The organism is Selenihalanaerobacter shriftii (assembly GCF_900167185.1).
Classification (GTDB): Bacteria; Bacillota; Halanaerobiia; order Halobacteroidales; family Acetohalobiaceae; genus Selenihalanaerobacter; species Selenihalanaerobacter shriftii.
Genome location: NZ_FUWM01000004.1, coordinates 201,477 through 210,663 on the forward strand (window position 1 = coordinate 201,477; position 9,187 = coordinate 210,663).

The 9,187-nt window shown below is 34.3% G+C and carries 8 protein-coding genes and 1 other annotated feature; of the genes, 1 reads left to right on the top strand and 7 read right to left on the bottom strand.

Annotated features, from left to right (window positions below):
* Positions 1-67 precede the first annotated feature (67 nt).
* The 7 genes from B5D41_RS02325 to ilvB form a co-directional block, all read right to left on the bottom strand.
* On the bottom strand, positions 68-1,114 hold the full coding sequence (locus B5D41_RS02325) for a 3-isopropylmalate dehydrogenase (protein WP_078809000.1): 1,047 nt from the start codon (positions 1,112-1,114) through the stop codon (positions 68-70).
* Complete coding sequence (gene leuD, locus B5D41_RS02330) at positions 1,114-1,608, bottom strand: 3-isopropylmalate dehydratase small subunit (RefSeq protein ID WP_078809001.1); 495 nt, start codon at positions 1,606-1,608, stop codon at positions 1,114-1,116. The genes B5D41_RS02325 and leuD overlap by 1 nt, the downstream gene beginning before the upstream one ends.
* Positions 1,609-2,871 carry a 3-isopropylmalate dehydratase large subunit gene (leuC, locus tag B5D41_RS02335; protein ID WP_078809002.1) on the bottom strand — a complete coding sequence of 421 codons (1,263 nt, stop codon included), beginning with the start codon at positions 2,869-2,871 and terminating at the stop codon, positions 1,609-1,611.
* On the bottom strand, positions 2,871-4,409 hold the full coding sequence (locus B5D41_RS02340) for a 2-isopropylmalate synthase (protein ID WP_078809003.1): 1,539 nt from the start codon (positions 4,407-4,409) through the stop codon (positions 2,871-2,873). Before B5D41_RS02340 ends, leuC begins: the two co-directional genes overlap by 1 nt.
* 33 nt (positions 4,410-4,442) lie before the next feature.
* The gene (gene ilvC / locus B5D41_RS02345) at positions 4,443-5,432 is read right to left on the bottom strand and encodes a ketol-acid reductoisomerase (protein WP_143555639.1); all 990 of its coding nucleotides are present in this window, start codon (positions 5,430-5,432) and stop codon (positions 4,443-4,445) included.
* A gap of 332 nt (positions 5,433-5,764) precedes the next feature.
* A complete protein-coding gene (gene ilvN / locus B5D41_RS02350; RefSeq protein ID WP_078809005.1) occupies positions 5,765-6,244 on the bottom strand; it encodes an acetolactate synthase small subunit in 480 nt (159 codons plus the stop codon).
* Complete coding sequence (ilvB, locus tag B5D41_RS02355; protein ID WP_078809006.1) at positions 6,244-7,974, bottom strand: biosynthetic-type acetolactate synthase large subunit; 1,731 nt, start codon at positions 7,972-7,974, stop codon at positions 6,244-6,246. Before ilvB ends, ilvN begins: the two co-directional genes overlap by 1 nt.
* Before the next feature lie 415 nt (positions 7,975-8,389).
* Positions 8,390-8,673: a binding site (T-box leader), on the bottom strand.
* A 330-nt stretch (positions 8,674-9,003) separates the two neighbouring features.
* On the opposite strand from ilvB, the gene B5D41_RS02360 reads away from it, so the two are divergent.
* Positions 9,004-9,187 (top strand): helix-turn-helix domain-containing protein (locus B5D41_RS02360; RefSeq protein WP_143555640.1); only part of this gene is annotated, 184 nt, incomplete at its 3' end.

Consider the following 9,187-nt stretch of genomic DNA (forward strand, 5'->3'; position numbering starts at 1 on the left):
AATAATGTTCATACCCAGCCTACAATAAGGCTAGATATTATATGCAAAATTAATCTTTATTCATAACTTATAATAAATTACTGATATAATCTCCAGCTTCAGCAGTCGATAAATCGCCACCCATATCAGCAGTTACTTTATTATCTTCTAAAGCCTGTTTAATAGCATCTTCAATTCTAGCTGCCTCTTCTGAATGACCTAAAACTTCAACCATCATTTGAGCTGCTAAAATAGCTGCTATTGGATTAGCAATATTTTGCCCAGCAATATCTGGAGCTGAACCATGAACAGGTTCAAACATAGAAACACCATCAGGATTGATATTACCAGAAACCGCCAATCCCATGCCACCTTGTAATTCAGCACCTAAATCAGTAATTATATCTCCAAACATATTACAAGTAACTACTACATCAAAGTCCTCCGGATTACGCACCATCTTCATTGTCATAGCATCTACTAACATATGATCAGGCTCTACATCTGAATACTCTGGTGCTACATCATCAAATGCTCTCTGCCAAAGACTATGGGCATAAGTTAAAACATTCCTTTTATCGCAAACAGTTAACTTCTTAGCTTCATCTCTCTGTTGAGTATATTCAAATGCATATCTAATAACTCGTTCTACTCCTTTGCGAGTGTTAACCATCTCTTGAGTAGCTACTTCATCTGGGGTATCCTTCTTTAAAACTCCTCCAAATCCAGCATAAAGCCCTTCTGTGTTTTCTCTAACTACTACAAAATTAATATCTTCACCTTGTGTATCTTTAAGCGGAGTAAACTTCTCATCCAATAACTTAATAGGCCTTAGATTAACATACTGATCAAAAGAGAAACGTAAATCAAGTAAGATTCCTTTTTCTAAAACTCCAGGCTCTACTCGTGGATCACCAACTGCTCCTAGATAAATAGCATCAAAATCTGCTAATTCTTCTTTAACTTCATCAGTTACTAACTCTCCTGTCTCTAAGTAGTGATCTGCACCTAAATTAAAATCTTCAAACTTAAAATCTAAATCAGAACTATCTGCCAAGGCCTTTAAGACTTTAACTCCTTCTGTTGTTACTTCAGGACCGATTCCATCACCAGGAATTACTGCTATTTTATACATTATTTCTCCACCTTCTTTGCAACATATTTAATTAATCCACCAGATTCTATGATCTCTTGCATAAATTCAGGAAAAGGTTCTGCCTGATAAACCTCATCTTTAGTTAAATTCTTAATCTCACCAGATTCAACCTCTACTTCTACTTGGTCTCCCTCTTCAATACCTTCTACAGCATCTTCAGATTCTAAAATAGGAAGACCAATATTAATTGAATTCCTATAAAAAATTCGGGCAAATGATTTAGCAATTACACAAGAAACTCCAGATGCTTTGATTGCCAAGGGAGCATGTTCTCTAGAGCTACCACATCCAAAGTTCTTCTCAGCTACTATTACATCTCCTTCTGTCATCTTATCTACAAAATCTTCATCCAAATCTTCTAAGCAATACTTTGCCAATTCAGATGGATCAGAAGTATTTAAATAACGAGCTGGAATAATTACATCTGTGTCTATATCATCTCCATATTTCCATGTCTGACCTTTCAATTTCATCTACATTACCTCCTCAGGACTTACAATTTTACCTTTAAGTGCTGATGCTGCTGCTACTGCTGGATTAGAAAGATAAACTTCACTTTCTGGATGACCCATTCTTCCTACAAAGTTTCGATTAGTAGTAGCAATAGCTCTTTCACCTTTAGCTAATATCCCCATATGTCCTCCTAAGCAAGGACCACAAGTTGGAGTACTAACTGCCGCTCCAGCATCAATAAGGATTTCAATTAATCCTTCTTTCATAGCCTGCTTATAAATCTCTTGTGTTCCTGGGAAGATAATTAACCTTACATTATCTGCTTTTCTTTTACCCTCTAATACTTTAGCTGCTAACCTTAAATCTTCTATTCTACCATTAGTACATGAACCAATTACTGCTTGATCTATCTCAATATCCCCTACTTCACTGATTCCTCTTGTATTTTCAGGTAAATGTGGAAAAGCTACCTGTGGTTCTATTTTACTAACATCATACTCAATTACTTCATCATATTCGGCATCTTCATCACTCTTATATAATTTATAATCTCGTTGCGCCCTTTCTTCTACATAATCAATTGTAGTTTGATCTGGCTCAATTAAACCACATTTTCCTCCTGCTTCAATAGCCATATTCGACATAGTAAATCTATGATCCATAGATAAATTTTCAATTATTTCTCCAGTAAACTCCATAGCTTTATAAAGAGCGCCATCTACTCCGATATCTCCAATAGTATAAAGAATTAAATCTTTACCTCCAACCCACTCATTCAATTCACCTTCATACACGAACTTAATGGTTTCTGGCACCTTAAACCAAGCTTCACCAGTAGCCATACCAGCAGCCATATCCGTACTACCTACACCAGTAGCAAAAGCTCCCAATGCACCATAAGTACAAGTATGAGAGTCAGCTCCAATTACTACATCCCCTGGTAATACTAACCCTTTTTCAGGTAGAAGGCAATGCTCAATTCCCATCTCACCAATTTCAAAATAATTAACAATCTCTTTATCATGAGCAAATTCTCTAATAAATTTACACTGTTCAGCTGAATTAATATCTTTATTTGGAGCAAAATGATCTGGGACAATTACTACACGTTCCTGATCAAAAACTCCATCTACTCCTATCTTATCAAACTCTTTAATGGCCACAGGAGTAGTTACATCATTACCTAATACAATATCTAACTTAGCATTTATTAATTCACCTGGCTTAACCTTCTCTTTGCCAGCATGGTCAGCCAAAATCTTTTCTACGATTGTCATCCCCATTAAGCATCACCCTTACTTTCTATTAATTCTTTATTTTCATATAGAATCTTATTGACTGCATTCATATACGCTTTAGCACTAGCTTCAATCACATCTATACTAACCCCTCGCCCAATAAATAAATCATCTTTATATTTTAATTTAACTATTACTTCTCCTAATGCATCCTTACCACTGGTAATCGCATCTATTGCATAACTTTCTAAATTACAATCTAAACCTGTAATTCGGTCAATAGTTCTATAAATAACATCGATTGGTCCACCTTCACAATAAGCTGACTCAGTAATGACATCATCATTCAGCTTTACTCTTACAGTAGCTGTTGGAAATACTTGATTCCCATTAGTAACCTGAATCGCTATTAATTCATAAGCCTGCGGAATAGTATGGATCTCATCTTCTACCAAAGCTTCTAAATCTCTATCCGTAATTTTTTTCTTTTTATCTGCTAATTCTTTAAATCGCTTAAACGTCCTATTTAGATTTTCTCCTTCTAACTTATAGCCTAATTCTGTTAACCTCTCCTTAAAAGCATGGCGACCTGAATGCTTACCTAAAACTATCTTATTCTCACTCAAACCGATTATTTGAGCGTCCATGATTTCATAAGTTGTTCTCTCTTTTATAACACCATCCTGATGGATACCTGCTTCATGTGCAAAAGCATTCTTTCCTACAATAGCTTTATTAGGCTGTACTGACATTCCAGTAAGAGAACTAACTAATTTACTAGTCTTATAAATCTCTTTTAAAGTAATATCTGATAATTCATCATAATAATCTTGTCTAGTATTTAACGCCATTACTACTTCTTCTAAAGCAGTATTCCCAGCTCTTTCACCTATACCATTAACAGCACATTCTACCTGCTCAGCTCCATTTTCTACAGCAGCTAATGAATTAGCTACTGCCATACCTAAGTCATTATGGCAATGAACACTAATAGTTACCTCATTTATATTAGACACATTTTCTCTTATATACTTAATTAATTTTCCGAATTCCTGAGGAGTAGCATATCCTACAGTATCTGGTATATTTATTACTGTTGCTCCTGCTTCTATCACAGCTGTAAAGAGCTTACAAAGAAAATCTTTATCACTTCGAAATGCATCTTCAGCAGAAAATTCTATATCCTTCACATACCCCTTAGCATATTCCACAGCTTCTACTGCTGATTCTAATACTTCCTCTGGAGTCTTTTTAAGTTTATACTCCATATGAATATCTGAAGTAGCTATAAATGTATGAATTCTCGGCTTATCAGAAAACTTCAATGCCTCCCAAGCTCGATCAATATCTCGTTTAGTAGCTCGAGCCAGCCCAGTAATAACTGGCCCTTCTACTTCCTTAGCTATAGCTCTCACCGCTGCAAAATCCCCATCTGAAGCTATAGGAAATCCTGCTTCTATTACATCAACATTTAATTTAGCTAACTGATGAGCAATCTCTAATTTTTCTTCAATATTTAAGCTAACACCTGGAGATTGCTCTCCGTCTCTTAATGTCGTATCAAATATCTTAACTTTACCCATTAACGATCCCTCCGGAACCCTATTTATTTATCATTACTCTTCAATCCATTCCATCATATCTCTTAATTTCTTACCAACTTTTTCAATCTTATGATTAGCATCTATCTCTTTTCTCTTTAAATAAGCTGGACGGCCTACTTGATTTTCTAATAACCATCTCTTAGCAAACTCACCATTCTGAATATTATTTAATAAATCTTTCATAGCTGATCTAGATTCTTCATTAATAACCTTCTTTCCAGCAATTAAGTCACCATACTCTGCTGTATCCGAAATAGAATCTCTCATTGTTGCAATTCCACCTTCATACATTAAGTCAACGATTAATTTCAATTCATGTAAACATTCAAAATATGCTATCTCTGGTTGATACCCGGCTTCAACTAAGGTATCAAATCCAGCTCGAACTAATTCAGTTGCTCCTCCACAAAGTACTGCTTGTTCACCGAAGAGATCCGTTTCTGTTTCTTCTTTGAATGTCGTTTCAATTACACCGGCACGAGTTCCACCAACACCTTTAGCATGTGCTAAAGCCAATTCTTTTGCATTTCCAGTTGCATCTTGATATACAGCAATTAAACAAGGTACCCCTGCTCCTTCAGCGTAGACTCTTCTAACTAAATGTCCTGGACCTTTAGGAGCAACCATATAAACATCTACATTTTCTGGTGGAACAACTTGATCAAAATGAATATTAAATCCATGAGAGAAGACTAGTGTATTGCCTTCTTCTAAATGTGGTTCTACATCATTATAGTATACTTGTTTCTGTACTTCATCTGGTAATAAAATTTGAATTACATCTGCTTCTTTTGCTACTTCTTCAGCTGATTTTGGATTAAATCCATCCTCTACAGCTTGCTCATAATTAGCAGTACCTTCTAATTCTGAAACAACAACATCTAATCCAGCATCTCTCATATTCTGTGCCTGAGCATGACCTTGACTACCATACCCAATTACCGCAATCTTCTTTCCTTCTAAATAACTTAAGTCTGCATCTTTCTCATAATACATTTTCATTAAAATCATCTCCCTAAATTTATTTTATCGCATAAATTGGATTTTTATTATATATAAGTCACCTTAAAAACGTAGATAATTATACTCCTCAATAGGTTCAATTGATAACTCCTACTTTTCTCATTTAGCCTAAAGTTCAAGGCTGACTGTGATATTATGTTATCTCTTACTTTTATAGAAGTATTTGTGCTTATTGATATTATTACTCTCTATTGATAGCCTCTATTTCTCTCATCCAGTCTAAAACCCAGACTGGCTGTGAATTAAGATATCCTTTATCCCTGTAGAAATCTTTATGCTTATTGATAATTTTGATTTTCAATTGATATCTTCTACTTCTCTCCTCTAGCCATGGCTATCTTACCGGTTCGTACTAATTCTAAAATACCAAAAGGTCTTAATAACTCTTCAATAGCATTTACCTTTTCCTCATTACCAGTAACTTCAACTACTATTGAGTCAGAGGCTACATCTACTATCTTACCCCTAAAGATATCTACTACCTGCATTATTTCAGATCTAGTATTTGAACCTGCCTTTACTTTTATTAATGCTAAATCTCTATCTATAGATGGATCTTTAGTAATATCACTTACCTTATAAACATCTATTAATTTATTTAATTGTTTAGTTACCTGTTCTAAGACTTGGTTAGTACCTGCTACTACAATAGTAATTCTTGAAACTGTAGGGTCATCAGTGGTACCTACTGATAGACTATCTATATTAAATCCCCTTCTACTGAAAAGACTTGCAATCCTAGCTAAAACTCCTGACTTATTAGCAACTAATACTGAAACTGTATGTTTCATTATTCATCCCCTCCTACTAACATATTATCGATTCTTCCTCCAGGAGGCACCATTGGAAATACATTGTTTTCTTTTTCAATTATAAAGTCTAAAACAACAGGTTTATCACTAGCTATAGCCTTTTCTAAAGCTGGTTTGATCTCTTCAACTTTAGCTACTCTAATTCCTAAAGCTCCAAACGACTCAGCTAACTTAACAAAATCAGGCACCATCTCCGGACAATCTTCTCCAGGCGATGAACAATCATCAGGACAACTCTTTCTCTTCTTTAAACAAGTAGCTGAATAACGTTGTTCATAGAACATTTCCTGCCATTGTCTAACCATTCCTAAATAATTATTATTTAGAATAGCTATATTGACTGGTAATTCATAATGTACAGCAGTAGCTAACTCTTGTAGATTCATTTGAAAACTACCATCACCAGCTATGCAGAAAGTAGTCTCCTCTGGATGACCTAACTGTACTCCTAAAACTGCTGGGAAACCATATCCCATTGTTCCTAAACCTCCAGATGACATAAAGCTCCTCGGTTTAGTGTATTTATAATATTGTGCAGCCCACATTTGGTTCTGTCCTACTTCAGTAGTAATAAAAGCTTCTCCATTTGTCAATTCATCGATTTGATTAATTATCTTTTTAGGAGTCAAAATATCGTCATCTGAATCTTGTTCTATAATTGACTCTTCTTTCCATTTTTTTACTCTTCCTAACCAATCTTTATTTTCTTGTTCATCGACCTTTTTATTCAATTCATTTAATACTTGTTTAACATCACCTACTATCGGAATATCTACTAATACTCTTTTAGATATCTCAGCAGGATCAATATCGATATGAATAATCTTTGCATCCTCAGCAAAAGTTTCTAATTTACCAGTGACTCGGTCATCAAATCTAGACCCAATAGCAATTAATAAGTCTGATTCAGAAACTGCATGATTAGCCTGTTCAGTCCCATGCATCCCCAACATTCCTAAAGATAATTCATTGGTTTCAGGAAAAGCCCCTAGTCCCATTAAAGTTGTAGTTGTAGGAATCTGAGCTTTCTTAGCTAATTCCTGTAACTTTTCAGCAGCTCCACTGGCAATTGCTCCTCCTCCAGCATAGATTACTGGTTTTTCAGCTTCATTAATTAATTCTGCTGCTTCTTTAATTTGTAAATCATGTCCAGTATAATTTGGTTTATAACCTGTTAAGTTAACTTCTTTTGGATATTCAAACTCCATTTTTTCAATCTGAATATCCTTTGGCAGATCAATTAAAACTGGACCTGGCCTTCCTGTAGTTGCAATATGAAAAGCTTCTTTAATAATTCGTGGTAACTCCTCTAAATCCTGTACTAAATAATTATGTTTAGTAATTGGTAAGGTTATTCCCGTTATATCTGCCTCTTGAAAGGCATCAGTTCCTAACATATTAGTAGGAACCTGTCCGGTAAAAGCAACTATTGGTACTGAATCCATATAAGCAGTTGCCAATCCCGTTACTAAATTAGTTCCACCTGGACCAGAAGTAGCAATACAAACTCCAGGTTTCCCAGTACTTCGAGCATATCCATCAGCAGCATGAATTGCACCTTGCTCATGTCTAGTTAAAATGTGCTCAACATCTGCCTTATATAATTCATCATAGATAGGTAAGACAGCGCCACCTGGATAACCAAAAATCTTCTCTACTTTTTCTTCTAATAAAGACTTAACAAATATCTTTGCTCCTGTAAATTGCATTTTAAATTTCACCCCTTTTAAAGAATGTATTAATTATTTTTGAAATTTATACTAGCTTATTTAAGCTAGTATAAATATAAAAAACCCTGGACCTAAGTAGTCCAGAGCTTTAATTCTAAAGGGAAAAGTAACTATAAGTTACTTAAATAGTTAATTATATCTATAATTAACCTATTATTAACTAAATTTTGGTATAGTATCCCTTAATATGCTACTTAGCTTCTGACTACTCGTATTTTTAGTATTTATTAATACTCTACTCTTATCAAAATTTCTAATAACTGAATTCTACTCATCTACTTATTTACACTTCTTAACTACTTATCTGTTTCAAACTTACCTATACTAATTAATCTAATACTAAAGAATCTAACTCAACTAAAAAAACCTCTCATCCAGATTAACATTCTCAATTAATCGGGACGAGAGGTTATACTCCTCACGTGGTACCACCCTAATACACTATTATTTTACAATAATAGCCTCAATAAGTACTTACCTACTCAAAAGAATGAGTACGTTCCATACTCCAGCACATGATAACGGGTACTGTAATACCGGTATAACCTACTTGACATAAATTTCAGCTCTACAACTCCAAGGAGATATTCAACAGTTTATTCTATCCTGGCTCTCACCAAATCCAGTTCGCTGTAAATAGAATTTAAACTATTTACTGATCCTCTTCATCGTCTTTAATTCTTCAGGGTATCTTTAATTTTATGTATTATCTAGTATAAATCATATCTAATACATTGTCAAGAATTTTTTAAAATTAATCATACCCTTTCAGTTATACAGTTTAAGGGCGAGAAAAATAATTGATTTAATCTCGGTTCTCAGCTCTCCCGATTCTCTGTAATTTAATCAACTATTTTATTCCCTATCATTACTTTTAAAATTATTTATTGCTTCATTGTAAAATTAACTTGAACTAATAAAAAATTAATAAAAAAATGCCCATAGTGGACCAAACTGTAATATAATTAAATCACCACAAAATAAAAACATTACAGGAGGGTGCACACTATGGACTACTTAAATAATACACCAAAATCTCGAAAAAATAAACACCTAAATGCTTATGAGCGTGGTCAAATTGCATTATTACATTCCGAAGGAATGTCTGCTTATGCTATTGCAAAACGCTTAGGTAGAGCTTCTAATACGATTAGAAACGAGTTAAAGCGTGGCACAGTTTCTCAAATTAAAG

What these genes read in the sequence shown, in the direction of transcription:
- B5D41_RS02325 (WP_078809000.1), bottom strand. Translation starts at nt 1,114, where the DNA reads ATGTATAAAATAGCAGTAATTCCTGGTGATGGAATCGGTCCTGAAGTA.
- leuD (WP_078809001.1), bottom strand. Translation starts at nt 1,608, where the DNA reads ATGAAATTGAAAGGTCAGACATGGAAATATGGAGATGATATAGACACA.
- leuC (WP_078809002.1), bottom strand. Translation starts at nt 2,871, where the DNA reads ATGGGGATGACAATCGTAGAAAAGATTTTGGCTGACCATGCTGGCAAA.
- B5D41_RS02340 (WP_078809003.1), bottom strand. Translation starts at nt 4,409, where the DNA reads ATGGGTAAAGTTAAGATATTTGATACGACATTAAGAGACGGAGAGCAA.
- ilvC (WP_143555639.1), bottom strand. Translation starts at nt 5,432, where the DNA reads ATGAAAATGTATTATGAGAAAGATGCAGACTTAAGTTATTTAGAAGGA.
- ilvN (WP_078809005.1), bottom strand. Translation starts at nt 6,244, where the DNA reads ATGAAACATACAGTTTCAGTATTAGTTGCTAATAAGTCAGGAGTTTTA.
- ilvB (WP_078809006.1), bottom strand. Translation starts at nt 7,974, where the DNA reads ATGCAATTTACAGGAGCAAAGATATTTGTTAAGTCTTTATTAGAAGAA.